Raw genomic sequence first — 24480 nt, 5'->3', positions numbered from 1 at the left:
GATTCGTTCGACCTCGTCGGCGGGCCCCGGTCGGCCGGAGTACGACCAGGTCAGCCGGGGGGCGGCGCTTCAAGATCGGCGCCTCAGGAATGTCCGCCGCGTTCCGGGGTAGCCTCGCCTCAACGGGAGGTTGAGTCTGGTGATGGACGCGGTACAGGACGGGAATCATACGTCGCTTCGACTGTGGCACGACCCGCAGGACAGGCTCCGAATACGCGTCGAGAACCGCGACGACTGCATTCTCGTGCATGTGGAAGGTGAAATCGATTACCTCACGGCCGACGCCTTCCGGGAACATGTTCTTTCTCACGCGACGGCCGAATGGCGGATCATCCTGGACCTCCAGGATGTGAGGTTCTGCGATTCCTCCGGGCTGGGGGCGCTGGTGGGCCTGTGGAAGGCCGTCACGGCCCGGCAGGGCCGGCTGGTCCTCAGCCGCCCGAGCCCGGTGTGCCACCGGATCCTGCAGCGCACGGGCCTCGACGCGCACATCCTGATCAGCCCGACGCTGCGGCACGCTTTCGCGAAGGTCGCCGGCCGGGCCGGCGCGCAGCCCTCGCCATTGGTTCCCAACGCGCGCCAGGACGCCTCCTGAAAGGAGCCGTCCGGGCGAGCGGGACGGGTTCGGCGCCTTAGGCGAATACCGCCCGGTACCACCTGTCCCGGTGGCCGCTCTCATATCTCGATCAGGCCATATTGCTACCGGGTCGCGCGCCCGGCGCGGCCGGGGCCCCGGGGCCCCGGCCGCGAGACGGGCGTCACTTGGGCGGCATCAGGACGCTGTCGATGATGTAGACGGTCGCGTTGGCGGTCTGGACGTTGCCGCACACGACGTTCGCGTCCTTCCCGACCGTGTACGAGTCGCCCGAGCCGCTGGTCTTGAGCATGGCGCCGTTCAGGGTCTTGAAGTCGCCCGTCCCCAGCCCGCTCGGCGAGACCTGCTGGCCGACCACGTGGTAGGTGAGGATGCTCGTCAGCGTCTTCTTGTCCGACATGACCTTGTCGAGCGTCTCCTTCGGGATCTTCTTGAACGCGTCGTTGGTGGGCGCGAACACGGTGAGGTTCTTCGACGAGTTGAGCGTGTCGACCAGACCGGCCTCCTTCACGGCGCTGACCAGCGTGGACAGCACCGGGTTGTTGGACGCGGCGGTCGCGACGGGGTCGGCGGACATGCCCTGGAAGCTGCCCTTGCCGGACGCCGGGACGGCCGAGCAGGCGGGCCCGAACGGCTGGCCCCCGGTCGGCGCCTCGCTCGTCGGGGCCGCCGGCGCGGACGACCCGGCCGGGGCCGCGGCGGCGTCGCCCTTGTCGTCGCCGGAGCAGGCGGCCGTGCCGGTGGCGAGGGCGGTCGCCGCGAGGACGCCGGCGACGATGCGGTTGCGGTACATGGTGAACTCCTTTGTCGGAAACTACGGTGGACCGGATGCGGTCGTCCGTCGAGCGGGACTGGTCGCGTGCGGGGGCGGTTCAGGTCACGGTGACCACCACCGAATGCCATCCCGTGGCGCCGTCCGGAAGCGGCGGGGCGCGGTGCCCGGGCTGCGTGTGCCCGGTCCCGTCGGTCGCGCGGCAGCGGAGCGTGTGGGAGCCGGGGGCGGCGTCCCACTCGGCGACCCACTGCCGCCACGTGTCGAGGCCGGGGACGGGCGCGAGCCGCGCCTCCCGCCAGGGTCCGTCGTCGACCTGCCACTCGACGGCGTCGACGCCGCGGTGCTGGGCCCACGCGGTGCCCGCGACGGCGACGCGCCCCGCCTTCACGCCGGCGAGCGGCTTCGGCACGTCGATGCGGGAGAACGTCTTGATCGGGGCTTTCTCGGCGTAGCCGCGCTCGGTCCAGTACGCGCGGTCGGTCGCGAAGCGCGTGACCTTGAGGTCGACGACCCACTTGGTGGCCGAGACGTAACCGTAGAGGCCGGGGACGACCATGCGCGCGGGGAAGCCGTGGGCGATCGGAAGCGGCTCCCCGTTCATGCCGACGGCGAGGATGGCGTCCCGCCCGTCGAGGATCGCCTCGATCGGGGTGGACAGCGTCATGCCGTCGGCCGAGCGAGACAGGATCTGGTCGGCGCCTGAGTGGATCCCCGCCCTGCGCAGCAGGGGCGCGAGCGGCGCTCCCAGCCAGCGGGCGTTGCCGGCGAGGTCGCCGCCGACCTGGTTGGACACGCACGACAGGGTGATGTCGCGTTCGACCAGCGCCTCGCGCAGCAGGTCGTCGAACGACAGCTCGACGGGACGGCCGACCATGCCGTGGATGCGCAGCGTCCAGTCGCGCGGGTCGACCTGGGGCAGGGTGAGCGCGGTGTCGACGCGGTAGAAGTCCCGGGCGGACGTGTGGAACGGCGTCATCCCCGCCGCCCGCACCTGCGCTCCCTGGGGCACCGGGCGCGCCGGACTCGCCGGGCGAGGCAGCCGCAGGTCCGCCCGGACGGAGGTGACGTCGCCGCGGCGCAGCAGTGCCCGCCCGGATACACCGCCGGCCGCGGCAACGCCGATCACTCCGGCCCCGGTCAGCAGCACGCGCCGCCGATCCACCTCCGTTCCGGGGCCGGTGTCCTTGGGGCGGGCGGCGCGTACCAGCGCGGTCAGCGCGGCCATGCCCGCCAGCGCGCCGACGACGGACGGCGCCGCGTCGGCGGGCCCGGCGATCGGCCGGGTCAGTGCCGCGACGACCCCGACCGCTCCGAAAGCACCGAGCCCGGCCAGGCCCCACGAAAGCCGACGCCGGCTCAACAGCCCGATGACCAGGGCCGCTAGGGTGATCCCGGCGCCGAGGCCGATGAGCAGCACCGTCTTGTCGTCGCTGCCGAAACGGCGGATCGCGAAGTCCTTGAGCCACCCCGGGGTGAGGTCGATGAAGCCCGCGCCGACCGCGAGCAGCGGCGAGGACGACGCCCGTCCGAGCGCACCGGCGGCCAGTTCCGCGACCCCCAGCGCGGCCGCGCCGGCCGCCGCCCCGCTCAGGGCGGCGGTGACCGGACGCGGTGGCTCGGTCGCTCGTTCGTCTGTCACAACCGGTGTTCGGGGCCGGACGGCAGATGGATGGGTCGAAATTTCATCGGGATCCGAACCCATCCGTCCGGCCGTCCGCACCGAATCATCAGTGTGGAGATGAACGAAGCGGGCATCGGACCGCGCCCGGTGGGGGCGGTCGGCGTCGAGCCGCCGGACCTGGCCGAGCTGCTCGGCCGCGTCGCCCGCGGCGACCAGGAGGCGTTCGGGGACGTGTACGAACGCCTGTCCGGGCCCGTCTACGGGCTGGCGCTGCGGATCGTCCGCGATCCCGCGCAGGCGGAGGAGATCGCGCAGGACGTGCTGGTCGAGCTGTGGCGCAAGGCGTCGCACTACCGTCCGGAACGCGGCAGCGCGACGTCGTGGGCGCTGACCGTGGCGCACCGCCGCGCCGTCGACCGGGTCCGCTCCAGCCAGGCCGACCGCGACCGCGAGGAGCGCGCCGCCGCGCCGGGGCCGGAGTACGACGAGGTCGCCGAGGAGGTCGGCGTCCGGCTGGAGTACCAGCAGGTGCGCCGCTGCATGCGGGGCCTGACCGAGACCCAGCGCGAGTCGATCAGGCTCGCCTACTACGGCGGCTACACCTACCGCGAGGTCTCCGAACTGCTCGGCGTCGGCCTCGCCGCCGTCAAGACCCGGATGCGCGACGGACTCATCCGGCTGCGTGACTGCCTGGGAGTGCAGCCATGACCCACGACCTGCATGAACACGACACGCACCGGCTCGCCGGCGCCTACGCGCTGGACGCGCTCACCGAGACCGAGCGGCGCCGTTTCGAGCGCCACCTGCGGGGCTGCCCGGCCTGCGCCGACGAGGCCGCGGGGTTCCGCGAGACCGCGACGCGGCTGGCGCTGGCCGCGGCGCGGCGCCCGCCGGACGAGCTGCGCGGACGGGTCATGGCGGAGATCGCCCGGACCCGGCAGTCGCCGCCGCTCGCCCGCCGCCCGCCGTCCCCCCGCACGCGCGGGCTGACCTGGCTGGCCGCCGCGGCCTGCCTGGTGCTGGCGATGGCGGGCCTCGGCGCGGCCTGGCACCTCCAGCGGTCCGCCGAGCACGAGCAGTCCCTGAACCGGCAGGTCGCCGCGGTGATGAGCGCGCCGGACGCGCACACCTCCACCGTCCGGACGCCGGACGCCGCCACCGTCACGGTCGTCTCGTCGCGCTCGCTCGGCAGGGCCGTCGTCACGACGTCCCGGATGCCGCGCCTGCCGTCGGCGAGGACGTACCAGCTCTGGTGGCTCGGCCCGGCCGCTCCGCGCTCGGCCGGGACGATGAACCCGTCGGGCAAGGACCGGCCTCTGATCGCCTCGGGCCTCGGCGACGCCCGGCGCATCGGCGTGACCGTCGAGCCCGCGGGCGGTTCGTCCCGGCCGAGCGGCGCCCCGATCCTGACCCTCGGCGTCGGCTGAGGGCGCGAGACCGGCCCGCCGCCGGATGAGACGACCTTCCGGCGGCGGGTCTCCCATGTCCGTTCCGGCGCCGCTCCACCGGTGCTAACTTGGTCATGTGACCAACTTGGCCGATCGACCAAATTCACCGCGCGGCGACCGCCGCCGCCGGCAGCTGGTGGACGCCGGGATCGCGCTGCTGGGCCGGGAGGGCTGGCCGGGCGTCTCCACCCGCGCGGTGGCCGAGCGCGCCGGCACCAACCCGGGCCTGATCCACTACCACTTCGGCGGGCTGGCCGGGCTGCACGCGGCGATCTTCCGGCAGGCCACGGACCTGATCGTCGGGCCGATGGTCGCCGAGCTCCTGGGAGCGCCGGACGAGCGCGCGGCGCTGGAGGCGATGCGGCGCCAGCTGGCCCAGGCTCCGGCCGACGAGCTCGGCTCCCGGCTGGCCGCGGAGCTGATCGTGGGCGCGATGCGCGACCCGGCGCTGGGCGCGGTGCTGCGCGACGAGCTGCGGGAGGCCCGCGCGCAGATCGCGGACCGCCTCCGTGCGCTGCATCCGGACTGGCCCCCGCGCCGCCTCACGGGCGCGGCCACCCTGATCACCGCGGCGATCGACGGGGTGATGTTGCACTACATGATCGACGACGCCCTCCCGGTCGGCGACGTCCTGTCCGCGGTGGACGACCTGCTGGAACAGCGGAGCTAAGGATCCTCGGGACCCGCCGTCCCGACCTCGGCAAGGAGAGAGTCATGGAGATCATCGACAGGCCCGCGCCGCCGACCGGACTGCGCCGCGTGCTGTGGCGGCTGCCCATCCGGCTGTACCGCGTGGGGCTCGGGCCGCTGATGGGGCGCCGCGTCATGCTGCTCACGCACACCGGCCGCGTCTCGGGCCTGCCGCGCCAGGTCGTCATCGAGGTCGTCCAGAAGGACGAACGGGGCTACGTCGCCGCCTCCGGCTTCGGCCCCCGTGCGGACTGGTACCGCAACGTCATGGCGAGCCCGGACGTCACGCTCCAGATCGGCGGGAGGCGCGTCCAGGCGACCGCCTCCCCGATCCCGACGGAGGAGGGCGGCGAGATCATGGCCCGGTACGCCCCTCGCCACCCGGCCGCCGCGCGGCAGCTGTGCAAGCTCATGGGCTTCGCCGTCGACGGCAGTGCCGAGGACTACCGCCAGGTCGGCCACCACATCCCGTTCGTGCGCTTCGTCCCCCGCCGCGTGCCCTGACGGCGCAGCGCGCCGTAGGTCCGCAGGATCGCGGGGACGAGCGCGTACACGACGGTGGGCACGACCACGCCGGTCACCACGAGCGTTCGGAGCGGCAGGGAGAGCGAGCCCAGCAGGGGGCCCAGCAGCAGCTGCGTGGCCATGATCATGAGGTACACGGCCAGCCAGGTGAACGCGGCGCGCAGGTGGATCGACGGCGCCGCGGCGGCGGGGGGCGTGGGGCGGACCGGGGGCATGGCGTCTCCTTGCGGTTTCGATAACTCCAACTCGTGAGTTGGAGTTTGCCACGACCGGCGGCAGATTCCAACTCATTAGTTGGAATCTTCGGTATGCTCGGGCCATGGCATGGGACACCGCGAAGACCAGGCGGCTCATCCTGGACGCCGCGGTCGGCGAGTTCGCCGCCCACGGCCCCGAGGCCGCCCGCATGGACCGGATCGCCGCCACGGCCGGGGTGAACAAGGAGCGGATCTACTCCTACTTCGGCAACAAGCGGCAGATGTTCGCGATCGTCCTCACCACGGAGCTGGAACGCCTGGCCGAGGCCGTGCCGCTGGACGAGAAGGCGGCCCGCGACCTCGGCGAGTACGCGGGCCAGGTCTTCGACTACCACCGCGCGCACCCGCACTTCGTCCGGCTGCTGCACTGGGAGGGCCTCCACAGCGCCGGCGAGGGCCCGGTGGCGGCCGAGGCCGAGCGGACCGCGCACTACGCCGAGAAGATCGCCGCGCTGGCCAGGGCGCAGCAGTCGGGGGACCTGGACACCCGGCTGGCGGCCCGGGAACTGCTGTACTCCGTCATCGTCCTCGCCGGCTGGTGGTTCGCCACCCCGCAGCTCCGGCGGATGCTGATGCCCGACCTCGACGACGACCCGGACGGCCAGCGCGCCGCACTCGTCCGCATCGTCCGCCGGCTCGGCGACCCCCCGCACTGACCGGCGCCGGCGTCAGGACGCCCGGGGTCACGCGTCGGGGACGACCAGGCCCGTCTGGTAGGCGACGACGACCAGTTGCGCGCGGTCGCGCGCCCCGAGCTTCGCCATCGTGCGGCTGACATGGGTGCGCGCGGTCGCCGGGCTGATGAACAGTTCGGCCCCGATCTCCTGGTTGCTCAGCCCCCGCCCGATCAGGGCCAGCACCTCCCGCTCGCGGCCGGTGAGCGGCGCGAGCCGGTCCCGCGCGTTCGTCGACGCCGTGTGCCACGCGGTGAACTTGCCGATGAGGCGCCTGGTGATGCGCGGCGCGAGCAGCGCCTCTCCGGCGGCGACCACCCGGATGGCGTGCAGGAGCTCCGCCGGCCCGGCGTCCTTGAGCAGGAAGCCGCTCGCCCCGGCCTGCAGCGCCTCGAAGACGTAGGCGTCGGTGTCGTAGGTGGTGAGGATGAGGATCCGGACGTCCTCCAGCCCGCGCGTCGCGGTGATCCGCGCCGTGGCCTGGATGCCGTCCAGCCTCGGCATGCGGATGTCCATGAGGACGACGTCGGGACGGGCGGCGCGGGCCAGGTCGACGGCCTGCGCGCCGTCGGTCGCCTCCGCGACCACGGCGATGTCGTCCTCGACGTCGATGAGCAGCTTGAACCCGGACCGCACGAGCCCCTCGTCGTCGGCGAGCAGCACCCTGATCGGTGCCGTGGACGGCGCGCTCACGGTGCCGCCTCCCGCCGCGGGCCGGCCGGCGCGAGGGGGAGCCGGGCCGCCACCTCGAACCCGCCGCCCGGAGTGGGGCCGGCGTCGAGTTCGCCGCCGAGCAGCCGGCAGCGCTCGCGCATGCCCAGGATCCCGTGGCCGGGGCCGCCCGGGGCGCTCGCGGCGCCGTCCCCGGTGCGGCGGCCCTCGTCGGTCACGCGGATCTCCAGGACGTCGGTCCCGGGGTTGAGCGCGACCGTCACCCGGGTGGGGCCGACGTGGCGGATCACGTTGGTGACCGACTCCTGGAGGATCCGGTACGCCGCGCTGCCCACCGCGCTCGGCAGCGGCGCCGCGGGCGGGGACGCCTCCAGGGTGACGTCCAGCCCCGCTTCGCGCGCCTTCGCGGTGAGCTCGTCGATCTGGTCCAGGCCGGGGTGCGGTGCGCGGCCGTCGCCGTCGTCGCGCAGGACGCCGAGGACGGCCCGCATCTCCCGCAGCGCCCGGGAACTGGTCTCCTCGATGGTCCGCAGCGCTTCGCGCGCCTGCTCCGGGCGCTTGTCGAGCACGTGCGCGGTGACCCCGGACTGCACGTTGATGATCGCCACCGCGTGGGCGACGGTGTCGTGGACCTCGCGGGCGATCCGGAGGCGTTCGGCGTCCACGCGCGCCCGCGCCTCCTCCTCGCGGGTCCGCTCGGCCAGTTCCGCGCGCTTCTCGGCCTCGGCCGCGATGACCCGGCGGGACCGGACGGACTCGCCGAGGGCCGCGCTCATGACCGACGCGCCGATGCGGAAGAACACCCAGCCGATGGCGGCGCGCGGTTCGATGTCGGCGGCCGTGTACAGCCATACGGCGGCCAGCACGGTGATCCCCGAACCGGCGATCACCAGCGACCGGCGCCCGTCGCCGTAGGCCGCGAGGGTGTAGAGGGAGACGAAGAGCGCGAGCCAGCCGGGGCCGTCAGGGAAGCCGGCACCGTAGTACGCCAGGCTGGCGAGCGCGGCGACGGCGAACACCGCCACCGGCCACCGGCGGCGGGCGAGCAGGGCGAGGCCGCTCACCACCAGCAGCGCGTAGCCGAGTTCTCCCAGGTCGGCGAGCGGCCGCGTCGCCCCTTCTGCGGCGACACGGGCGACCGTCCCCTGGACCTGCATCACGGTGACGAAGAGCGCGAGCAGGACGTCATGCGTCACCGCTCGCAGGGAGAACGTCCCTGTACGGCGTTCCATGCCGGAATCCTACTGTCGTGGTGCGGGGACGCTCCTGCGCTCAGGCGCGTGACCTGCTCCTCCGCCAGGTGGAGCGGGCCACGGTGCCGCGTACGCCCGAACGCGTAGGCGCGGCCGTCCCCCGTCAGACGCGGCGGGCGCCCCGCCGGCGCGACGATCGCCGCCATGAGCGAGCAATCCGCACACCCTGGACCGGACGGCGCACTCGCGGCGCTGGCCCGCTTCTGCCACCGGCGCCGCCGCCTCGTCCTCCTGGCCTGGCTCGTCGGCGTGATCGCCGTGGCGTTCGCCGGCTTCGGCTACGGCGCCCCAACCGACAACGACTTCTCCGGCGGGGACTCCGGTTCCGCCAAGGCACAGGAGCTGATCCAGAAGCACTTCCCCGAGCGCCGGGGCGACACCCTGACCCTCGCGATCAAGGCGGCGAAGGGGATCGACGACCCCGCCGCGCGGCGGCGGATCGAGAAGGTCGTCGCCGAGCTGGACGCCTCACCGGTCACCGGGCCGGTGACCTCGCCCTACCAGGACGGGAACCTGGTGACGCGCGATCGCCGCATCGCCAGGACGACCATCCCGCTGACCGACGCGGAGGCCAAGAAGTCCGACGTCAGACCCCTGGTGGACGCGGTCAAGGACGCCTCCGGCGACGGCGTGACGCTGGGCCTGGGCGGCGAGCGGGCGGAGAAGGCCGAGACGCCCCAGCAGGGCCCGGCCGAGGGCGTGGGCCTGCTGACCGCGGCGGTGATCCTGTTCATCTCCTTCGGATCGCTGGTCGCGATGGGCCTGCCGATCGCGACGGCGCTGACGGCGATCCTCGGCGGCATCGCCCTGATCAGGCTGGTGGGGCACCTCGTCCCGGCGCCGGACTTCACGGTGCTCGTCGCCGCGCTGGTCGGGCTCGGCATCGGCATCGACTACGCACTGTTCATCGTGACCCGCTACAGGGAGGCCCTCCAGGACGGAGACGACCCCGAGGGCGCCACGGCCAAGGCCATCTCCACCGCCGGGCACGCCGTGCTGTTCGCCGGCACCACCGTGGTGATCGCGCTGCTCGGCCTGGTGGTCATGGGGCAGCGGCTGATGACCGGTGTGGCCATCGCCGCGTCGGTGACGGTGCTGGTCACGATGACGGCCGCGGTGACCCTGCTGCCGGCGCTCCTCGGCTTCACCGGCCGCCGGATCGACTCGCTGCGGCTGCCGCGCCGCGCGTCCCGCCCGCGCACCCGCGAGCACCGTCCCCCCGCCGAGCGCTGGGCCGGCGTGGTGCAGCGCAGGCCGCTGGCCGCCGCGGTCCTGGCCGGGACGGGCCTGCTGGTGCTCGCCGCCCCCGTCCTGTCGATGCGGCTGAGCCTGCCCGACGCCAGCGTCCAGCCGCACGACCGGAGCAGCCACACCTCCTACGCGATCCTCTCCGAGGGCTTCGGGCCCGGCTACGGCGCGCCCCTGATCTTCGCCGCGCGGATCGGGTCCGCGGACGCCGATCTGCGTCCCGTCGTCGAGGCGGTCCGCCGGACCGAGGGCATCGCCTCCGTCACGCCGCCCCGGATCAGCGCCGACGGCCGGGCGGCCACGTTCATGGCCTTCCCCGCGACCGGCGCCCAGGACGAGGCCACCGCCGACCTGGTGCACCGGCTGCGCGACGACGTCCTGCCCGGGGCGCCGGGCGGCGGCGGGATCCAGGTGGGCGGCCCGAACGCCGGCGCGATCGACATCGCCGAGGAGGTCGGCTCCCGCCTGCCCCTGATGATCGGGGTCGTCGTCGCCCTGTCCCTCGTGCTGCTGGTCGCGCTGGTCCGGTCGGTCACGATCGCGGTGCAGGCCGCGGTGATGAACCTGCTGTCGATCGGCGCCGCCTACGGCGTGCTGGTCGCGGTCGTCCAGTGGGGGTGGCTGGGCGAGGCCTTCGGGTTCCCGACCGCCATGCCGATCACGACCTGGGTGCCGATGATGATGTTCCCGCTCCTGTTCGGCCTGTCCATGGACTACGAGGTCTTCCTGATCTCGCGGGTCCGGGAGGAGTACGAGCGCACCGGCGACACCCGGACGGCCGTCACCCGCGGGCTGGCGCGCACCGCCAAGGTCATCACGGCCGCGGCCGCCATCATGATCGCCGTCTTCGGGACGTCGCTGCTCGGCCCCGACGTGTCGGTCAAGCAGATCGGCCTCGGCATGGCCGTCGCCGTGCTCGTGGACGCCACCATCGTCCGGATGATCCTCGTCCCCGCGGTGATGGAGCTGTGCGGCGGGGCCAACTGGTGGATGCCCGGGCGCCGCAGGCCCGTCCACGCTGGAGAGACCCCCTTGTTGGAGGCGGGTGCTCAGGAGACGTCCGGCACAATGGGGGCGGGACGGAGGTGACCGCGTGTCCGCACTCGGAGGGGCGCTCGAACGCTCCATCATGGACGTGCTCTGGGCGGCGCCCCACCCGCTGCGGATCCGTGAACTGCTGGCCGAGTTGAACGAGAACGCGGACAAGGCGCTGGCCTACAACACCGTGCAGACCGTGGCGGAACGCCTGGCGCAGAAGGGGCTCGTCCGCCGCACGCAGGACGGCACGGCCTTCCGCTACAGCCCGACGCGGCCGCAGGAGGAGTACGCGGTCGAGCTGATGATGGACGCCCTGAGCGAGGCCGCGGACCACGGCGCCATCCTCGCGAGGTTCGCCGAGAGCGTCCCGCCGGAGGACGCCCGGCACCTCCTGGACGCCCTGCGACGGCGTACCGCCGGCGAGGACGCGTGACCGTGATCCTCCTGGTGGCCTGCCTGGCCGGTTCGGTGGTCCTGCTGGGATGCGCGGCGGGTCCCGCCCTGGATCTGCTCCGGCGCTCGGCCGTCGGCCCGGGGACGGCGATCGCCTGCTGGGCGGCCGCCCTCGCCGGGACGACCATCGCGGCGGCGGGGAGCGCGGCGGCGGCGCTGCTCGCGCCGCCGGGCCCGGGCCACGGGTTCCTGTCGCGGCTGCGCGACTGCCTGCCCCATCACGGCCGTCTCGCCACCGTCGCCGCGGCGGTCGCGACCGCCCTCCTCGCCGCCGCGTGCGCCGCCGTCCTCGCCCGCGGCCTGCCGAGGCTCGGCCGGGCCGTGCGCCACCGCCGCCGGCACCGGGAGATGCTGCGGCTGGTCGCCGGCGAGGACCGGCGCCATCCGGACGTCCTCGTCCTCGACCATCCCGTGCCGGTGGCGTACTCGCTGCCGTCCCGGCACCGCGCGATCGTGGTCAGCACCGGGGCGCAGCGGGCGCTCAGCGCCGAGGAGCTCGGCGCCGTCCTGGCGCACGAGCGGGCGCACCTGCGCCAGCGCCACCATGTGCTCCTGCTGGCCCTGGACCTGGTCCACGCCATGCTGCCGTGGCTGCCGACCGTCCGGCGCGCGAAGGCGCGGCTGCCGCTGCTGCTGGAGATGGCCGCGGACGACGCCGCGGTCCGCGTCCACGGCAGGAAACCGCTGGTCGGCGCCCTGTGCCGGCTCTCGGCGGCGCCGACCGGCGCGGGGGCGCTCGGGGCGGCGGGCGCGCCCGCCGCCGGTGCGCTGAGGGAGCGGGTGCTGCGGCTGGAGGGCGCCGCTCCGCCGAGGCCGCGCCGTGCCGTCCGGCTCGCGGCCGGCCTCTTCGTGGTGGCGGCGGTCGTCGCGCCGCTTCTGGCCGGGGCCGCGGCGATCGCCGAGCTGGCCGCCACCTGCTGAGACGGTATGTGGCTTTTGGGGAAATGCTCCGCTTCGGTGGCGAACCGACCGTAAACCTCCTACGCTCCGTAGGAGGTCACGGTCCGACGTCCCCGCCGGGGACGGCCGGCGACCGCGCCGAATCCCGCGGACGGCTCCGTCCGGGGAACCGGGGACCCGATCTTCAGGGGTGAATCCGTCCCGCGCGGACGGAAGGGCGACTCCGGCCCGAACCCGTCAGCTGACCCGGTAGGCGTTACAGGAGAGGACACCGCATGCAGCGACGAGCTGCCGGCCCCCGAACGACAGCCCGCCGCAGGATCCGCACCGGCCGGAACGTCACGGCGTGGACGGCCGCCTTCGCGCTGTCCGCCGGGCTTCTCGCCCCCGCGCCCGCCCACGCCGAGCCCAAGCCGACGCGCAAGCAACTGACCGCGCAGCAGGAGAAGCTCGCCGACGAGGCCGAGAAGCTCAGCGAGCAGTACAACGGGCTGCGCGAGCGCCTCAAGCAGGCCGAGCACGCCGCGAAGACGGCCAGGAGCAGCGCCCTGCGGCAGCAGAAGGCCCTGGACGAGGCGCGCGAGCGCATGGCGAAGATCGCCGCGGACAGCTACAAGAACGGCCCCGCGGACCCGGCCATCGGCTTCGCCTCGGCCTCCGACCCGCAGGCCGTCCTGGACCAGTCGGCCACCCTCAACTACTTCGCCAAGCAGAACGACACCCGCATCACGCAGATGCTCCAGGTGATGCAGGGCGCCGACCGGTCCCGCAAGGCCGCCGAGCAGCGCGCCGCCCAGGTGCGCGCGCTCACCGGCGAGGCGAAGAAGAAGCGCCGGGAACTCCAGGTCAAGCTCAAGAAGGTCGAGAAGCAGCTCGGCACCTTCAACACCGCCGGCTCGCGGCCCGGCTCCATCCCCAACATCAACTCCGGCGGGGCCTCGGCCAAGGCGATGACGGCCGTCCGGGCCGCCCTGGCCCAGCAGGGCGTGCCCTACTCCTGGGGCGGCGGCAACGCGTCCGGCCCGAGCTACGGCACCGCGCAGGGCGCCAACATCAAGGGCTTCGACTGCTCCGGCCTGACCCTGTACGCCTACGCGCAGGTCGGCATCACCCTCGGCCACTACACCGGAAGCCAGTACAACGCCGGCACCCACGTGAGCATGAGCCAGCTCAAGCCCGGCGACCTGGTGTTCTTCCACAGCGACCTGCACCACATGGGCATGTACATCGGCAACGGCAACATGGTCCACGCGCCGCAGACCGGCGACGTCGTCAAGATCGCCCCGATCGCCGGCCGCCCGTTCGCCGGTGGAGTCCGTGTCGCCTGACCCGGTGTCGCGTGTTCCGGGGTCGCGTGTTCCGGGGTCGCGTGTTCCGGTGACCCGCCGGTGACCGCCGGTCACGCTTCGCTACCCTGGTTCCCGGGATGAGCATGCACGTCGGCGGCCTCCCCGGGCGGGGCGGCGCGAACGCGGAACGGCGGGTGGGACGGCTGAGGCGATCTGTGCGCCGGGACGTCCTCTCTCTGGCGTCCGGCCTGCTCGTGCTTCTCGGCCTGCTGGCGATGCACGGCTTCCAGGCCACATCGAGCCCGGCCGGGATGAACGGCGTCCCGCTGACGTCCATGGCCGCCGGGCACGCGGTCCCCGTCACCGAAGCGGTGACGGGGCACCGCCCGCCCCAGGGCGACCGGTCCGGCGACCATCACTCCGACCGCCACCCTGACCATCCCGGCGGCCAGGTCTGCCTGGCCATGCTGACCCTGTTCGCGCTCGCCCTGGCCCTCCTGGCCCTGCGCCTGCGAAGGTCGCCGCCAAGGGCCGTGTCGAGGCCGGCGCGGGTGCGGATCCTGCTGGTCGGACGCCCGCCGCCGAGACCGTCCCTGCACGGGTTGAGCGTGCTGAGGCTGTAGGAGGTCCAGCGGCGCCCGGGATCGGACGCCGCCGCCGACCCCTGATCACAGCACTCGGCACGGAAGGCCTACCACCATGAAGCGAGCGTTCGCGCTCCTCACCGTCCCCGCCCTGGCGATCGCGCTGGCGGCGTGCGGGAACGACGAGGGTTCGACGGGGCACCCGGCGCCCTCGCACTCCATGCCCGGCCACTCGGCGTCGCCGGGCGGCGCGCAGGCCGGACCGCACAACGGCCAGGACGTCATGTTCGCGCAGATGATGATCCCGCATCACCGGCAGGCGGTCGAGATGGCCGGCCTCGCCGCCACCCGCGCCTCGTCGGCGCAGGTGAAGGCCCTGGCCGCCGACATCAAGAAGGCGCAGGAGCCGGAGATCCAGCAGCTCAGCGCGTGGCTGAGGAGCTGGGGCTCCCCGGTCCCCTCGCCCGGCACGTCCGGGATGGGCGGCATGCACCACGGCGGCATGGACGGCATGGACGGCATGATGAGCGAGAAGGACATGAAGGAGCTGGAGGCCGCCAAGGGCAGGGCGTTCGACAAGGCGTTCCTGGAGATGATGATCGAGCATCACGAGGGCGCCGTGGCGATGGCCAGGACCGAGGAGTCCGCCGGGCGGTTCCCGCCGGCCAGGCAGCTGGCCGGAAAGATCATCTCTTCCCAGACCGCCGAGATCGCCAAGATGCGGACCCTGCTGAAGCAGTAGCAGTCCGGCCCCAGGCGGGCGGGGCTCCGGCCCCGCCCGCCTGGTCGGCACCGGGTCAGGGTGGGCGGATCAGGCCGCGCCGGGTGGCGGCGGCTACGGCGGCCGTGCGGGAGTCGACGCCGAGCTTGGCGTAGATGTGCACCAGATGGGTCTTGATCGTGGTCTCGCTCAGGAACAGCCGCCTGCTGATCCCCCGGTTCGAGAGCCCCTCGGCGACCAGCCTCAGCACCTCCAGCTCGCGGGCGGTCAGCGTCGCGGTGGGCGAGCGCATCCGGCCGAGCAGGCGCGAGGCGACGCTCGGCGCGAGCGCGCTGTCTCCGGCGGCGGCCGACCGGATCGCGGTGAACAGCCTGTCCGGGGGCGCGTCCTTGAGCAGGTAGCCGGTGGCGCCGGCCTCGATGGCGGCGAGGATGTCGGAGTCGGTGTCGAACGTGGTCAGCACGAGGACGCGCGGCGCGCCCGCCCCGGCGGCGGTGATCTGGCGGGTGGCCTCGCTGCCGTGCATCCCGGCGCCGAGCTGCAGGTCCATCAGCACGACGTCGGGGGACAGGCGGCGCGCCTCCTCGACCCCCTCCCGTCCCGTCGCCGCCTCGCCGACCAGCGCGAAGCCGGGCTGGTCGGCGAGCATGGCGCGGATCCCGGAGCGCACCACGGGATGGTCGTCCACCAGCAGGATGCGGATCGGCCCGCTCATCGCCGCTCCTCGGCGCCGGGCAGCGGCAGCGTCGCCACCACGGCCGTCCCCTCCCGCGGGGCCGACTCGACGGTGAGCGCGCCGCCCAGCGCGCGGGCGCGGTCGCGCATCGCCCGCAGCCCGTAGCCGGTGCCCGCCCCTCCCTCCGGCCGCCGCCCGCCGCTCGCCGCGGGGTCGAAGCCGCGCCCGTCGTCGAAGACGTCCAGCACCACCATGTCGTCAAGATAGGTCAGGGTGACCCCGACGTTCTCGGCGCCCGAATGCCCGGCGGCGTTCCCCAGGGCCCCCTGGGCGATGCGCAGCAGCGCCACCTCGTAGTCGACCGGGAGTTCGGCGGGAGGCCCGGACACCTGGAAGCGGATGCGGGCGGTGGAACGGGCGTCCGCCGACTCGGTGATCCGGCGCAGCGCGTCGGGCAGGGAGGACCGCTGCAGGGCGGGAGGGGCCAGCTCGCGCACGAAGTTGCGGGCCTCTTCAAGGTTCTCCGCGGCGGCCTGCTCGGCCTCCGCCAGCCGTCCCACCGCGGCGTCGCGGTCGCTGTCGAGGTCGCGGCGGGCGGCGCGCAGCAGCAGGATGATGCTGGACATCCCCTGGGCGAGCGTGTCGTGGATCTCGCGGGCCAGCCGCTCGCGCTCGGTGAGCCGTGCCGCGTCCGCCTCCGCCCTGAGGAGCCTCTCGCGGGTCCGGACCAGGTCCTCGATGAGCCGGCGGCGCTGCTCGCTCTCCCGGTAGAGCGCCCGGTAGGCGAGGGCCATGAGGGTGGCGACCGAGGCGCCGATGCTCGGGCCCAGCACCTCCGCCAGCGTGACCCCGCCGCCGTGCCAGGCCACGGCCCCGATCGCCGCGCCCGTCAGCAGCACCACACCGGGCAGCGCGGCGGGCAGCGGCAGCAGGTGCAGGTAGAGGAAGAACAGCGGGAAGGCCAGCCAGACGAAGTCGGGAGAGGACGCGGCCAGCCCCGCCCAGGAGGCGGTGAGCAGCGCGAGCCACAGCCGCGCGGGAACCGGACGGGCGCGCCGGTCGTGCCCGGCCCAGACCACCCCGCCGACGTAGAGGGCTCCGAGCGCCAGGCCGCCCGCGGCGATCCCCGCCCGCCCGTCGTGCAGCGTGCGCACCAGGGCGATCGCGAGCAGCACCAGGAAGGTGCCGTGCACGGCCCAGCCGAGCAACCGCATCGCGGGCGAGAACAGATCGTTCGGCATTTCTCACTCACAGTAGGCGACGGATCCGCGAGCCGCATCGATCGAAAGGTTGATGTCCCGGCGTCCGGAAGAAGGCGATCCGCCCGTCCCGGCGCACGATGTGCCGGGCGCGGTCCGCCGCGCACGCTGGGAACCGTCGGTTTCGGGATGATGACGTGGAACGGGGGCGCACGGTGTTCGTGGCACTGCGAGACCTGCGGTTCGCCAAGGGGCGGTTCGCGCTGATGGGGTCGGTCGTGCTGCTCATCACGCTGCTGGTGACGATGCTGTCCGGGCTGACGGCCGGCCTCGCGCGCGACAGCGCCTCGGCCATCGAGGACCTCCCCGCCGACCACATCGTGTTCGGCGGGGAGACCTCCTTCGCGGGGAGCCGGATCGACCGGGCGGCGGCGTCGGGCTGGCAGGACGTCGCGGGCGTGAAGGCCGAGCCGCTCGGCGTCTCGATGGGCCGGATGTCCTTCTGCCCGTCCGGGGACCGCGGCGCACCGGCCGCCCTCTTCGGCGTCGCCCCGGGGAACCGGGCGCACCCGCCCGCGCCCGGGCAGATCGTGCTGTCGGCGGAACTGGCCGACAGCACCGGGCTGGCGGCCGGCGACAGGGTCGACGTCCTCGGGCACGGGCTCACCGTGGCCGGCAGGGGCGGCGCGTCGTCCTACAGTCACGCGCCGGTCGCCTGGCTCGACATCGACGACTGGCGCGCCCTCGAACCGGGCGGCGGCGACCGGGCCGCGACCGTCCTGCTGCTGCGCGAGACCGGGCATGCCGATCTCGGCGCGGCCGACCGGCGGCTCGGCACCACCACCCTCGCCCAGGGGGACGCCAAGTCCGCGATCCCGTCGTTCTCCTCCGAGAACGGGTCGCTGCAACTCATGCGGGGGTTCCTGTTCGCCATCTCGGCGCTGGTCATCGGCGCGTTCTTCACGGTCTGGACGATCCAGCGCCGCGGCGACGTGGCCGTGCTGAAGGCGCTCGGCGCGAGCACCGGCTACCTGCTGCGCGACGCGCTCGCCCAGGCCGTCCTGGTGCTGCTGGCCGGGGCCGGGCTCGGCGGCGCGGCCGGCGGGCTCGCGGGGCTGGCGATCGGGGACGGGGTCCCGTTCGTGGTCTCGGCCGCCACCACCGTGCTCCCCGTCGCGGTGATGATCGTGCTCGGGGCGGCCGGCGCCGCGCTGGCCATCCGCAAGATCACCTCTGTCGATCCGCTGACCGCGCTGGGAGCCGCACGATGAGCCTGGCCCTCACCGACGTCGTCCTGACCTACCCCGACGGGGACCGCGCCCTGACCGCGCTCGACCATGTGGGCCTGGAGGTCGGGCCCGGCGAGTTCGCCGCCGTCGTCGGCCCGTCCGGGTCGGGCAAGTCGAGCTTGCTGGCCGTCGCCGCGACGCTCATCACCCCCGCGTCCGGGACGGTCTCGGTGGCGGGCCGGGAGACCACCGGGCTGCGTCCCGCCGAACGGACCCGGCTGCGCCGCGACCACATCGGCATCGTCTTCCAGCAGCCCAACCTGCCGGCCTCGCTGACGGCCCTCGACCAGCTGACGGTGATGGCGCACCTGGCCGGCCGGTCGCCGCGGCGCGCCGCCGGCCGGGCCCGCGAGCTGCTGGCCGCCGTGGACCTCGCGGGCCTGGAGCACAAGCGGCCGCACCAGATGTCGGGCGGCGAGCGCCAGCGCGTCAACATCGCCCGCGCCCTGATGAACGGCCCGGAGGTGCTGCTCGTGGACGAGCCCACCAGCGCCCTGGACCACGTCCGCGGCGAGCAGGTCGTCAAGCTGCTCGAACGGCTCACCCGCGACCGCCGGCTGGCCACGGTCATGGTCACCCACGATCTGGCCAGGCTCACCGCCGCCGACCGCGTGTACTCCATGACCGACGGCCGCCTGTCCGCGCCCTCTGAGGCGTAGCGCCGAGCCGAATCCCGGCTCGTCCCGAGTGCTCAGCCGCGGTAGGTCTCCAGGAGGCGGAGCCAGATCTCGCTGATCGTCGGGTAGGAGGGGACGGCGTGCCAGAGGCGGGAGATGGGGACCTCGGCGGTGACGGCGATCGTGGCCGAGTGGAGGAGTTCGGCCACGCCGGGGCCGACGAAGGTGACGCCGAGGAGCGTCTCGCGGTCCAGGTCGACCACCGCGCGGGCGCGGCCCTGGTAGCCGTCGGCGTACAGGGAGGCCCCGGAGACGTCGCCGATCTCGTAGTCGACCGCCCGCACCCGGCGTCCCTCGCGGGTCGCCTCCTCCAGGGTGGGGCCGACGGCGGCGACCTCGGGGTCGGTGAAGACGACCTGCGGCACCGCGCGCTCGTCGGCGGTCGCGACGCTGCGTCCCCAGGCGGCGGTGTCGAGGGGGCGCCCGGCGGCGCGGTCGGCGATCACCGTGCCGAAGATCCTTCCCTGGTACTTGCCCTGGTGGGTCAGCAGGGCGCGGCCGTTGACGTCCCCGGCGGCGTAGAGCCACTCGCCGGGCACGCCGGCCGCCAGCCCGGTGGAGTCGACCTCGATCGACCGGCCCGGGGCCAGCCCGACCGTGTCCAGCCCGAGGTCGTCGGTGGCGGGCCTGCGGCCGGTGGCGAACAGGACCTCGTCGCAGGTGACCGTGCCGCCGTCGTCCAGGGTGAGCGTCACCTGCCCGTCGCGGCGGGCCCCGGTGACCGAGGTGCCGAAGCGCAGATCGATCCCGGACGCGCGCAGGCTCTCGGCCACGGACTCGCCGGCGAACGGCTCCATCCGCGGCAGCAGGCGCGATCCGCGCACCAGCTGCACCACCTCGCTGCCGAGCGCCCGCCAGGCCGTGGCCATCTCGCACGCCACCACGCCGCCGCCGACGACGGCGAGCCGCGGCGGAACCCGCTCGGAGGACGTCGCCTCGCGGCTGGTCCAGGGGCGCACCTCGTCCAGGCCCGGCAGGCCGGGCAGGGCCGCGCGGGTGCCGGTGCAGACCGCGACGGCGTGGCGGGCGGTCAGCACCCGCCGCCCGCCGTCGGGGGTCCGCACCGCGACGCGCTTGGGGCCGTCCAGCCGCCCGTGGCCGCGCACCAGGACGAGCCCGGCCCCGTCCAGCCACGCGACCTGGCCGTCGTCCTTCCAGTGCGAGGTGAACTCGTCCCGGCGCCTGAGGACGGCCTCGGCGTCCAGCGGACCGGTCACCGCCTCGCGGGCGCCGGCCAGCCGCCGCGCGTCGGCCAGCGCGGCGGCCGGGCGCAGCAGCGCCTTGCTGGGCATGCAGGCCCAGTACGAGCACTCCCCGCCCACCAGCTCGCTCTCCACGACCGCCACGCTGAGCCCGCCGGCGTGCGCCCGCTCGGCCAGGTTCTCACCCGTCGGCCCGGCCCCCACCACCACGACATCGAACTCGTCCATGTCCCCCAGCCCTTCCGGTCGGCCGCAGTCTCGTCCCCATGGATCCTGCCGGATTCCGCGGCGTTCGGCAGGCAGGCCCCCCGGCCCCCGGTGATCGCGGACCGCCGAGGGCCGGTCCGCCCGGTCCCCACCGTTTCTGCTACAAAAGTAGTTTCGAGTCGCCCGAGGTTGCGGAGGGCGGGGACGACAGGGGAGTCCGTGAGCGCCGAAGGCAGTACCAAGGCCGTCATCACCGCGCTGGGCGCGAACCTGGGGATCGCGGTCACCAAGTTCGTGGCGTTCGCGCTGACGGGTTCGTCGTCGATGCTGGCGGAGGCGATCCACTCGGTGGCCGACTCCAGCAACCAGGCGCTGCTGCTGGTCGGCGGGAAGCGCGCGGAGCGCGACGCGACCGAGGAGCATCCTTTCGGGTACGGGCGGGAGCGCTACATCTACGCGTTCCTGGTGGCGATCGTCCTGTTCAGCCTCGGCGGGCTGTTCGCGCTGTACGAGGCCTGGCACAAGATCAGCGATCCGCACCCGATCGAGGAGTGGCAGTGGGTGCCCATCGCCGTCCTGCTGGTGGCGATCGTCCTGGAGGGAGCGGCGCTGCGCACCGCCGTCCGGGAGTCGAACCGCAGCCGCGGACGGTCGAGCTGGGTGCAGTTCGTCCGCCGGTCCAAGTCGCCCGAGCTGCCGGTGATCCTGCTGGAGGACACCGGGGCGCTGATCGGGCTGGTGTTCGCGCTCGCGGGCGTCGGCCTGACCCTGATCACCGGCGACGGCGTCTGGGACGGGATCGGCACCGCCGCGATCGGCGTGCTGCTGGCGGCCATCGCGATCGTGCTGGCCACCGAGGTGAAGAGCCTGCTCGTCGGGGAGTCCGCGACCCCGGAGCACCTGCGGCTGATCAGGCAGGCGATCGTGGAGGGCCGGGACGTCCCGGCGGTGATCCACATGCGCACCATGCACCTCGGGCCGGACGAGCTGCTGGTCGCCGCGAAGATCGCCGTGGACCTGAGCGACGACGCGCGGGAGGTCGCCGACGCGATCAACGACGCCGAGGCCCGCATCCGCGCGGCGGTCCCGATCGCCCGGCTGGTCTACCTTGAGCCGGACGTGCTGCGCAAGGGGGGCTGAGGACGGTGTCGCGAAGGCCGCTCGGGCAGTTGGAGGCGGAGGTGCTCGCCGCGCTGGCCGGGCTGGGCGGGACGGCCAGCACCGCCGAGCTGGTGGAGCGGCTGGACGGTGATCCCGCCTACACGACGGTGAACACGATCCTGCACCGGCTGCACGACAAGAGGCTGGTCTCGCGCACCCGGGCGGGACGGCACTACCGGTACCGGCTCGCCGTCGACGAGTCCGAGCTGGTGGCGGGGCGCATGCGCGACCACCTGCGGCACGCCAGCGACCCGGGGAACGTGCTGAACCGGTTCGCGCGGTCCCTCACCGCCGAGGAGGCGCGGAAGCTGCGCGAGTTCCTCGACCTTCCGGAGGACGGCGGGTGAACTGGTTCACCTTCCTGCCCCTCGCCATCATGCTGACGCTGAGCGCCGCGCTGGCGAAGGCGCCGTCACGGCTCCACCCGTCCTGGTCGGCGCGGCTGCTGGCGACGACCGGGGCGATGACCGCCGTGGCCGCGCTCGGCACCGGCTTCTTCGTGGCCGTCAACTACGCGGCGACGCTGGCGCCGTCCGCCGCGGCGCACGTCCCCGAATGGGCGCTGTTCGGGGACGACCGTCCGGTCCCGGACGCGGTGGGCGTCCCGGCGGCCGTGCTGTCGGCCGCCGGGCTCGCGGCCGCGGGCAGGGCCGCCGCACGCTGGGCGGCCGCCCTCCGCACCGCGCGGGCGGACGCCCGCGAACCGCTCGACACCGACGTGCCGATCGCCGTGGCGGTCCCCGGCCGGCATGGCGGGGTCCTGGTCTCCCGGGGCCTGCTGCGCGACCTGACGTCCGAGGAGCTCCACGTCGTCTTCCAGCACGAGACGTCCCACCTCAGGCACCGGCACCACCGCTACCTCGCCGCCGGAGTCCTCGCCTCGGCCGTCCTGCCGCCGCTGCGGCCCCTGGCCGCCCGGCTGCGGCTGGCGACGGAGCGCTGGGCGGACGAGGACGCCGCGGAGGCGACCGGCGACCGCGCCGCCGTGGCCCGGACGATCGCCAAGGTCGCCCTCGCGCACCCGCGCGGCCCGGGGCCCGTGAGCGCGTTCGCCGAGTCCGGGATCGTCGAGCGCGTCGAGGCGCTGCTGGGCACGCCCCCGGCCAAGAACGCGGTCACCGGCCCGCTGCTGTTCATGGGCAACGGCGTCGTCACCGGCTCGCTGACCGCCGCGACCCTCCAGCTGGACCATGTCCTCGTGTCGTTCCTGGTGTCGCTGCTCGCGTTCCGGTGACGGGCGCCGTCCGTCAGAGCTCGAACTCGGCGGGGTCGAGGCCGACGGCGAAGCACGCCTCGCGGACGACGGCCTTCTCGCTCTGGTCGAAGTGCCCGTCGGCGCCGCCGATCACGATGCCGATCTGGATGACGGCGCGGGCCTCGGCGGGCTTCTTCTTCGCCTTGCCGATGTCCTGGAGGACCGCGACCTTCCCGAAGTCGAAGTCGGCGGTGAGCTTGGACACGTAGTCGTTGAACCGCCGCTGCAGGTCGTCGGCCGGAAAGTTCTGCAGCACCTCGTTGGAGGCGATCAGGGACGCGGTCCGCTGCCGTTCGGACGGGTCCACGCTGCCGTCGGCGGCCGCGACCAGCGCGCACATGGCCATGCTCGCGTCGCGGAACGCTCCGCTCGTCAGTTCGTTCTTCTTGCTGAGCAGCTGCGTCTGCATGCTCTGGGTGGAGGCACGCAGCTTGTCCCAGAAAGGCATCGTCTTCCTCCGCTCGTCGGTCGTCTCTCCGACCATAGCCTTACTGCTACAAATGTAGTAGCCGGGGCCCTCTCACTCCTCCTCGAAGCTCTCCACGGCGTCCTCGTACGCGTCTTCGTACGCGTCTTCGTACGCCTGCTCGTAGGCGGCCGCCTGGTAGGCGTCCTGGGCGGCCTGCCCGCTCACCTCGGCGAAGGCGTCGCCCACCGACGGCTCGTCCTTCTCCTCCTCCTCCTCCTCCTCCTCGTCGCCGAGCATCTCGCCGACGACGGCGCCCGCCACGAACCCGGCCGCCAGACCGCCCGCCGCCCCAGCCGCGACGCCGCCCCAGCCCGGCCCGCCGCGTCCTCCGGAGTGGTCGCCGTGGTGGCCGTACGGCTCCTGGAATCCGTGGGACCCGTGGCTCCCGTGGGCGAACCCGCCGTGGAGGTGTCCGGCGACGGCCCGCAGCCAGCCCTCCACCTGGTTCTCCCAGTCCATGTGCAGGGCCTGGTCGTGGGAGACGTGGAAGCGGCCGAAGACGTCGTCGCCCTCGGAGAAGACGTTCCCGCGCCGATCGGCCTCCAGGATCACCACGAGCCCGTGCGGGTCGGACACGAAGGTGAGCTCGACCTCGGCCATCTGCCCCTCGTACCGCGGCGGCGCGAAGAACTCGATTTCCTGGTAGAACGGCAGCTCCTGGTGGACGCCCGCGATGTGCCCCTCCTCGACGTCGGCGCTCTTGAACATGAAGCCCAGCGTCCCGAAGGCGTCCAGGACGCGCTGCTGGGACGGGAGCGGGCTCACCGAGACCGGGTCCAGGTCGCCGGAGTCCACCGCGCCGGCGACTTCGAGTTCGGTGCGGACGCCCATGGCCATGCCGTGCAGGTGCTGCCCGTAGACCTCGGTCACCGGCAGTTCCCAGGGCAGCGGCATCTGGAAGGGGATCGCCTGGAACTGCCCGGCCCCCAGATGGAGACCCCCCGTGATCGCGCCCCGGTGGAACTCCCGGCTCCCGGCTCCCTCGTGGTCGCCGTGCTCGTACTCGGCCCTGGTGACCAGGCTCAGCACCACCTGGTGGACGTGGACGTCCCGGTCACCGCCCTGCACCCGCACCTCGCCGGTCAGGAGATCCCCCGGGCGGGTGTGGGAGGCGGCGAGAACGGTCTCGACCGACGGCCCGCCCACACCGAAGGCGCCGAGCAGCTGCTTGAAGACCATGAGGCCCTTTCTCCCGTCGTCATCCCCGCGGCCGTACGGCCGGCCGCTAGTTACTACACTTGTAGCAGATGGCGCGGCGCTCCACCCGGTGTACCGTGGAACGCGGAAACTCCACCCCGCTCCCCGCGCCCGCCCCTGCTCCCCGGGGTTGCGGATAAATGGCTTCCCTTAGCGCGGCGAATGAGTTAAAGTGTCTTTCGGTGTGCCGGGAAGTCTGGTCGGCGAGACAGGATACGTCTCCGATCAGGAGGGTCTATGACTCCCCGGCACTATTTGTGTGCGCAGGAAGCGCAGGAAGCGCCGCGCCCGCGCGCCTCTCGCCCCCACCGCCGCCCCGCCCGCGGCCGGGTGTTCTGGGCGCACGCCTTCCCGGATAGCTGACCGGGACCACTTCTTCACCTGACGAAGCCTTTTTTCACGGCC

Annotated in this window: 27 protein-coding genes and 1 riboswitch; of the genes, 17 read left to right on the top strand and 10 right to left on the bottom strand. The window is 73.7% G+C overall.

Going from position 1 to position 24480, the window contains the following annotated elements; genetic code table 11:
• The first annotated feature begins 142 nt into the window (after window positions 1-142).
• Window positions 143-595, top strand: a complete 453-nt coding sequence (locus BJY14_RS17110; RefSeq protein WP_179844526.1) for an STAS domain-containing protein — start codon at window positions 143-145, stop codon at window positions 593-595.
• Between the two features lie 163 nt (window positions 596-758).
• On the opposite strand, the gene BJY14_RS17105 is transcribed toward BJY14_RS17110, so the two are convergent.
• Window positions 759-1388, bottom strand: a complete 630-nt coding sequence (locus BJY14_RS17105; RefSeq protein ID WP_179844525.1) for a fasciclin domain-containing protein — start codon at window positions 1386-1388, stop codon at window positions 759-761.
• Window positions 1389-1467: 79 nt separating this feature from the next.
• Window positions 1468-3009 carry a molybdopterin-dependent oxidoreductase gene (locus BJY14_RS17100; RefSeq protein WP_312879267.1) on the bottom strand — a complete coding sequence of 514 codons (1542 nt, stop codon included), beginning with the start codon at window positions 3007-3009 and terminating at the stop codon, window positions 1468-1470.
• A gap of 99 nt (window positions 3010-3108) precedes the next feature.
• Between BJY14_RS17100 and sigK the strand changes: the two genes are divergently transcribed.
• The 4 genes from sigK to BJY14_RS17080 all read left to right on the top strand — a co-directional run bounded on the left by sigK (window position 3109) and on the right by BJY14_RS17080 (window position 5633).
• Window positions 3109-3699 (top strand): ECF RNA polymerase sigma factor SigK, encoded by a 591-nt coding sequence (gene sigK / locus BJY14_RS17095; RefSeq protein ID WP_179844523.1) that lies wholly within the window; start codon window positions 3109-3111, stop codon window positions 3697-3699.
• Window positions 3696-4418 (top strand): anti-sigma factor, encoded by a 723-nt coding sequence (locus BJY14_RS17090; protein ID WP_179844522.1) that lies wholly within the window; start codon window positions 3696-3698, stop codon window positions 4416-4418. Before sigK ends, BJY14_RS17090 begins: the two co-directional genes overlap by 4 nt.
• Before the next feature lie 97 nt (window positions 4419-4515).
• Window positions 4516-5109 carry a TetR/AcrR family transcriptional regulator gene (locus tag BJY14_RS17085; RefSeq protein ID WP_179844521.1) on the top strand — a complete coding sequence of 198 codons (594 nt, stop codon included), beginning with the start codon at window positions 4516-4518 and terminating at the stop codon, window positions 5107-5109.
• 44 nt (window positions 5110-5153) lie between these two features.
• Window positions 5154-5633 (top strand): nitroreductase family deazaflavin-dependent oxidoreductase, encoded by a 480-nt coding sequence (locus BJY14_RS17080; RefSeq protein ID WP_179844520.1) that lies wholly within the window; start codon window positions 5154-5156, stop codon window positions 5631-5633.
• Here BJY14_RS17080 and BJY14_RS17075 read toward each other — a convergent pair.
• The gene (locus tag BJY14_RS17075; protein ID WP_179844519.1) at window positions 5573-5869 is read right to left on the bottom strand and encodes a hypothetical protein; all 297 of its coding nucleotides are present in this window, start codon (window positions 5867-5869) and stop codon (window positions 5573-5575) included. The genes BJY14_RS17080 and BJY14_RS17075 overlap by 61 nt on opposite strands.
• A gap of 104 nt (window positions 5870-5973) precedes the next feature.
• On the opposite strand from BJY14_RS17075, the gene BJY14_RS17070 reads away from it, so the two are divergent.
• Window positions 5974-6567, top strand: coding sequence for a TetR/AcrR family transcriptional regulator (locus tag BJY14_RS17070; RefSeq protein ID WP_179844518.1), 594 nt, complete (start codon window positions 5974-5976; stop codon window positions 6565-6567).
• A 27-nt stretch (window positions 6568-6594) separates the two neighbouring features.
• Here the strand turns inward: BJY14_RS17070 and BJY14_RS17065 are convergent, their stop codons facing one another.
• Complete coding sequence (locus BJY14_RS17065; RefSeq protein ID WP_179844517.1) at window positions 6595-7278, bottom strand: response regulator transcription factor; 684 nt, start codon at window positions 7276-7278, stop codon at window positions 6595-6597.
• Window positions 7275-8489, bottom strand: coding sequence for a sensor histidine kinase (locus BJY14_RS17060; protein WP_179844516.1), 1215 nt, complete (start codon window positions 8487-8489; stop codon window positions 7275-7277). The genes BJY14_RS17065 and BJY14_RS17060 overlap by 4 nt, the downstream gene beginning before the upstream one ends.
• 165 nt (window positions 8490-8654) lie before the next feature.
• Here BJY14_RS17060 and BJY14_RS17055 point away from each other — a divergent pair, with 165 nt between their 5' ends.
• The 6 genes from BJY14_RS17055 to BJY14_RS17030 all read left to right on the top strand — a co-directional run bounded on the left by BJY14_RS17055 (window position 8655) and on the right by BJY14_RS17030 (window position 14764).
• On the top strand, window positions 8655-10847 hold the full coding sequence (locus BJY14_RS17055; protein ID WP_179844515.1) for an MMPL family transporter: 2193 nt from the start codon (window positions 8655-8657) through the stop codon (window positions 10845-10847).
• Window positions 10848-10851: 4 nt separating this feature from the next.
• On the top strand, window positions 10852-11229 hold the full coding sequence (locus BJY14_RS17050) for a BlaI/MecI/CopY family transcriptional regulator (protein WP_179844514.1): 378 nt from the start codon (window positions 10852-10854) through the stop codon (window positions 11227-11229).
• The gene (locus BJY14_RS45250; protein ID WP_179844513.1) at window positions 11226-12170 is read left to right on the top strand and encodes a M56 family metallopeptidase; all 945 of its coding nucleotides are present in this window, start codon (window positions 11226-11228) and stop codon (window positions 12168-12170) included. Before BJY14_RS17050 ends, BJY14_RS45250 begins: the two co-directional genes overlap by 4 nt.
• A 105-nt stretch (window positions 12171-12275) precedes the next feature.
• Window positions 12276-12421: riboswitch (cyclic di-AMP (ydaO/yuaA leader) on the top strand.
• A gap of 3 nt (window positions 12422-12424) precedes the next feature.
• A complete protein-coding gene (locus BJY14_RS17040) occupies window positions 12425-13477 on the top strand; it encodes an NlpC/P60 family protein (protein ID WP_179844512.1) in 1053 nt (350 codons plus the stop codon).
• 98 nt (window positions 13478-13575) lie between these two features.
• A complete protein-coding gene (locus BJY14_RS17035) occupies window positions 13576-14061 on the top strand; it encodes a DUF6153 family protein (RefSeq protein WP_179844511.1) in 486 nt (161 codons plus the stop codon).
• Window positions 14062-14137: 76 nt separating this feature from the next.
• Window positions 14138-14764, top strand: a complete 627-nt coding sequence (locus tag BJY14_RS17030; protein ID WP_179844510.1) for a DUF305 domain-containing protein — start codon at window positions 14138-14140, stop codon at window positions 14762-14764.
• A 55-nt stretch (window positions 14765-14819) separates the two neighbouring features.
• On the opposite strand, the gene BJY14_RS17025 is transcribed toward BJY14_RS17030, so the two are convergent.
• Together BJY14_RS17025 and BJY14_RS17020 are read right to left on the bottom strand one after the other, a co-directional pair.
• Window positions 14820-15458 (bottom strand): response regulator, encoded by a 639-nt coding sequence (locus BJY14_RS17025; RefSeq protein ID WP_179844509.1) that lies wholly within the window; start codon window positions 15456-15458, stop codon window positions 14820-14822.
• Window positions 15455-16660 carry a sensor histidine kinase gene (locus tag BJY14_RS17020; RefSeq protein WP_179844508.1) on the bottom strand — a complete coding sequence of 402 codons (1206 nt, stop codon included), beginning with the start codon at window positions 16658-16660 and terminating at the stop codon, window positions 15455-15457. The genes BJY14_RS17025 and BJY14_RS17020 overlap by 4 nt, the downstream gene beginning before the upstream one ends.
• A 173-nt stretch (window positions 16661-16833) precedes the next feature.
• Here BJY14_RS17020 and BJY14_RS17015 point away from each other — a divergent pair, with 173 nt between their 5' ends.
• Window positions 16834-17889: an FtsX-like permease family protein gene (locus BJY14_RS17015; protein ID WP_179849445.1), complete on the top strand. Its 1056-nt coding sequence runs from the start codon at window positions 16834-16836 to the stop codon at window positions 17887-17889.
• The gene (locus tag BJY14_RS17010; protein ID WP_179844507.1) at window positions 17886-18566 is read left to right on the top strand and encodes an ABC transporter ATP-binding protein; all 681 of its coding nucleotides are present in this window, start codon (window positions 17886-17888) and stop codon (window positions 18564-18566) included. Before BJY14_RS17015 ends, BJY14_RS17010 begins: the two co-directional genes overlap by 4 nt.
• 32 nt (window positions 18567-18598) lie before the next feature.
• Here BJY14_RS17010 and BJY14_RS17005 read toward each other — a convergent pair whose 3' ends face one another.
• Window positions 18599-20014, bottom strand: coding sequence for a dihydrolipoyl dehydrogenase family protein (locus tag BJY14_RS17005; protein WP_179844506.1), 1416 nt, complete (start codon window positions 20012-20014; stop codon window positions 18599-18601).
• A gap of 198 nt (window positions 20015-20212) precedes the next feature.
• On the opposite strand from BJY14_RS17005, the gene BJY14_RS17000 reads away from it, so the two are divergent.
• From BJY14_RS17000 to BJY14_RS16990, 3 genes are read left to right on the top strand one after another with little or no spacing between them, the layout of a single operon-like run.
• Window positions 20213-21133 (top strand): cation diffusion facilitator family transporter, encoded by a 921-nt coding sequence (locus tag BJY14_RS17000; RefSeq protein WP_179844505.1) that lies wholly within the window; start codon window positions 20213-20215, stop codon window positions 21131-21133.
• A gap of 5 nt (window positions 21134-21138) precedes the next feature.
• Window positions 21139-21501, top strand: coding sequence for a BlaI/MecI/CopY family transcriptional regulator (locus BJY14_RS16995; RefSeq protein ID WP_179844504.1), 363 nt, complete (start codon window positions 21139-21141; stop codon window positions 21499-21501).
• On the top strand, window positions 21498-22388 hold the full coding sequence (locus tag BJY14_RS16990) for a M56 family metallopeptidase (protein WP_179844503.1): 891 nt from the start codon (window positions 21498-21500) through the stop codon (window positions 22386-22388). Before BJY14_RS16995 ends, BJY14_RS16990 begins: the two co-directional genes overlap by 4 nt.
• 13 nt (window positions 22389-22401) lie before the next feature.
• On the opposite strand, the gene BJY14_RS16985 is transcribed toward BJY14_RS16990, so the two are convergent.
• Window positions 22402-22857, bottom strand: coding sequence for a tellurite resistance TerB family protein (locus tag BJY14_RS16985; RefSeq protein ID WP_179844502.1), 456 nt, complete (start codon window positions 22855-22857; stop codon window positions 22402-22404).
• A 72-nt stretch (window positions 22858-22929) separates the two neighbouring features.
• A complete protein-coding gene (locus BJY14_RS16980; RefSeq protein ID WP_179844501.1) occupies window positions 22930-24057 on the bottom strand; it encodes a sporulation protein in 1128 nt (375 codons plus the stop codon).
• Window positions 24058-24480: the final 423 nt, after the last annotated feature.

Origin of the sequence: Actinomadura luteofluorescens (genome assembly GCF_013409365.1) — a bacterium.
Classification (GTDB): domain Bacteria; phylum Actinomycetota; class Actinomycetes; order Streptosporangiales; family Streptosporangiaceae; genus Spirillospora; species Spirillospora luteofluorescens.
Note: the sequence above shows the minus strand (reverse complement) of the source record. Positions and strands in the feature narration are given on the sequence as shown.

What these genes read in the sequence shown, in the direction of transcription:
- BJY14_RS17110 (WP_179844526.1), top strand. Translation starts at nt 143, where the DNA reads ATGGACGCGGTACAGGACGGGAATCATACGTCGCTTCGACTGTGGCAC.
- BJY14_RS17105 (WP_179844525.1), bottom strand. Translation starts at nt 1,388, where the DNA reads ATGTACCGCAACCGCATCGTCGCCGGCGTCCTCGCGGCGACCGCCCTC.
- sigK (WP_179844523.1), top strand. Translation starts at nt 3,109, where the DNA reads ATGAACGAAGCGGGCATCGGACCGCGCCCGGTGGGGGCGGTCGGCGTC.
- BJY14_RS17090 (WP_179844522.1), top strand. Translation starts at nt 3,696, where the DNA reads ATGACCCACGACCTGCATGAACACGACACGCACCGGCTCGCCGGCGCC.
- BJY14_RS17080 (WP_179844520.1), top strand. Translation starts at nt 5,154, where the DNA reads ATGGAGATCATCGACAGGCCCGCGCCGCCGACCGGACTGCGCCGCGTG.
- BJY14_RS17075 (WP_179844519.1), bottom strand. Translation starts at nt 5,869, where the DNA reads ATGCCCCCGGTCCGCCCCACGCCCCCCGCCGCCGCGGCGCCGTCGATC.
- BJY14_RS17070 (WP_179844518.1), top strand. Translation starts at nt 5,974, where the DNA reads ATGGCATGGGACACCGCGAAGACCAGGCGGCTCATCCTGGACGCCGCG.
- BJY14_RS17060 (WP_179844516.1), bottom strand. Translation starts at nt 8,489, where the DNA reads ATGGAACGCCGTACAGGGACGTTCTCCCTGCGAGCGGTGACGCATGAC.
- BJY14_RS17055 (WP_179844515.1), top strand. Translation starts at nt 8,655, where the DNA reads ATGAGCGAGCAATCCGCACACCCTGGACCGGACGGCGCACTCGCGGCG.
- BJY14_RS17040 (WP_179844512.1), top strand. Translation starts at nt 12,425, where the DNA reads ATGCAGCGACGAGCTGCCGGCCCCCGAACGACAGCCCGCCGCAGGATC.
- BJY14_RS17035 (WP_179844511.1), top strand. Translation starts at nt 13,576, where the DNA reads ATGAGCATGCACGTCGGCGGCCTCCCCGGGCGGGGCGGCGCGAACGCG.
- BJY14_RS17030 (WP_179844510.1), top strand. Translation starts at nt 14,138, where the DNA reads ATGAAGCGAGCGTTCGCGCTCCTCACCGTCCCCGCCCTGGCGATCGCG.
- BJY14_RS17025 (WP_179844509.1), bottom strand. Translation starts at nt 15,458, where the DNA reads ATGAGCGGGCCGATCCGCATCCTGCTGGTGGACGACCATCCCGTGGTG.
- BJY14_RS17020 (WP_179844508.1), bottom strand. Translation starts at nt 16,660, where the DNA reads ATGCCGAACGATCTGTTCTCGCCCGCGATGCGGTTGCTCGGCTGGGCC.
- BJY14_RS17010 (WP_179844507.1), top strand. Translation starts at nt 17,886, where the DNA reads ATGAGCCTGGCCCTCACCGACGTCGTCCTGACCTACCCCGACGGGGAC.
- BJY14_RS17005 (WP_179844506.1), bottom strand. Translation starts at nt 20,014, where the DNA reads ATGGACGAGTTCGATGTCGTGGTGGTGGGGGCCGGGCCGACGGGTGAG.
- BJY14_RS16985 (WP_179844502.1), bottom strand. Translation starts at nt 22,857, where the DNA reads ATGCCTTTCTGGGACAAGCTGCGTGCCTCCACCCAGAGCATGCAGACG.
- BJY14_RS16980 (WP_179844501.1), bottom strand. Translation starts at nt 24,057, where the DNA reads ATGGTCTTCAAGCAGCTGCTCGGCGCCTTCGGTGTGGGCGGGCCGTCG.